Below are 1,104 nucleotides of genomic sequence, written 5' to 3'. Positions count from 1 at the left end.
TGCAGGTCGTGGTTGGTGCTTTTGCCGTCGAACCTGATTTGCTGCGAGAGCGCCGCCTCATGGCGCAAACGCGCTTCCCACTGTGCGCTTGCCGCATCGAGGTGGTGAGTGCCGTAGGTATAGGTTTCGCCGTAAGTGGTCTGATCGCCGTGCGCGAGGTTGATATCGGCGGCGAGCCGTTCCCACGCGAGCGCGGGGTTGTAATTCGCGACCCGTACCGATGCCGGTATCTGCTGGCTATGCGCCTCGAGCTGATAGATCGCCTCTTGAGCCGACAGAAGCCCCGAGATCTCACGGTAAGGGACAGTGACGTCTGGGCGATAAACGTAGCCATCCACGTCATCGGCAAACTGCACCACCTCGCCAAACTTGCTGGTGCGCGTGTAGCAAAACAGTCCGGCCTGCTGCATGACCAGATGCAAAAATGCCCAGTCGGACATCTGATACTGCATGTGAAACGCGAGCTTGGGGAACGACTTGCGCAGCTTGAGCGAGTATTGGTGCGGCAGAAACTGGTGACGCTCGAGTATTGCAATGACGATCTCGGGCGCGGACATGTCCTGATAGATGCGCGTCGCCTGAGTGAGATTCAGACGCGCCAGCGTCGATTCGACAATGAGGCGGTACGCAGTGAAATCGCGAGTCTTGCGGGTCCGCGTAAAGCGCGTCACGCAGCCGTCGAAGATGCGCGGCTCGCCGCTATCGGCGGGCGGCTCGATCGTGAACTTGGCGCGCTTGCCGAGATAGTCCGCGCGCGCGAGTTCGGTCTTGGCGGTGAGTTCGAGCGTAATGCGGTAGGGCTCGCCGAGCCGCTCGACGGCATGGACTGAGAAAATGGATAAGTTATCCGTCTCGGGCGCGCCGCCGACTTTGAGAAAGTACGATTGACGCCCGGTGATCCAGCGCGCGAGTGCGCTGGTGGGCTTGGCTTGTGCTTCCATTCAAGTCTTCCGTGCGACGCAGGACGATGACTGGCCGTAACGCCTGACGATCTCCTACGCCATGAGGGTTGAAGAGCCGAACAGGCTACGACACGCGCAGTTGTTCCGAAAGCACGACAACAGAATGTGACAATCGATTAGATGAGCCGATCATCAGGAATTT

The 1,104-nt window shown here is 59.3% G+C and carries 1 protein-coding gene; it reads right to left on the bottom strand.

What is annotated here, in order from left to right; genetic code table 11:
- Positions 1-941: phage late control D family protein (gene vgrG / locus NCT04_RS34220; RefSeq protein WP_250470268.1), on the bottom strand; the 941-nt coding region annotated here is incomplete at its 3' end.
- Positions 942-1,104: the final 163 nt, after the last annotated feature.

Source organism: Caballeronia sp. GAFFF2, from assembly GCF_023631485.1.
Taxonomy (GTDB): Bacteria; Pseudomonadota; Gammaproteobacteria; order Burkholderiales; family Burkholderiaceae; genus Caballeronia.
The sequence above is the reverse complement of the archived record's forward strand: the minus strand, read 5'-3'. Positions and strand labels throughout refer to the sequence as shown.